At 37.2% G+C, this 223-nt stretch carries 1 protein-coding gene; it reads left to right on the top strand.

Features of this window, described 5'->3' with window-relative positions; translation table 11 throughout:
• Nucleotides 1-43: 43 nt before the first annotated feature.
• Nucleotides 44-223 (top strand): hypothetical protein (locus tag NLF92_RS14010; protein WP_254102884.1); only part of this gene is annotated, 180 nt, incomplete at its 3' end.

Genomic DNA, 223 nt, shown 5'->3' with positions numbered 1-223 from the left:
AGGAGAATACAGGGAAGCAAGCTCTAGGGTTTCTATTCGTCTTATGTATTACCTTACACTCATGCACTTGTCACTTAAAAATGACGATGTGTCTTTCCCGAAATTTTTGATGATAGATACGCCTGAAACAGCCGGTATAGAGTTAAAGAATTTGATAAATTGTATTAGTAAGTTCGAGGAGCTCGATGAATATGGCAAAGATTATCAAGTCATACTAGCGACA

It is taken from the genome of Opacimonas viscosa (genome assembly GCF_024199005.1).
Taxonomy (GTDB): Bacteria; Pseudomonadota; Gammaproteobacteria; order Enterobacterales; family Alteromonadaceae; genus Opacimonas; species Opacimonas viscosa.
This window is presented reverse-complemented; position numbering and strand designations above follow the sequence as displayed.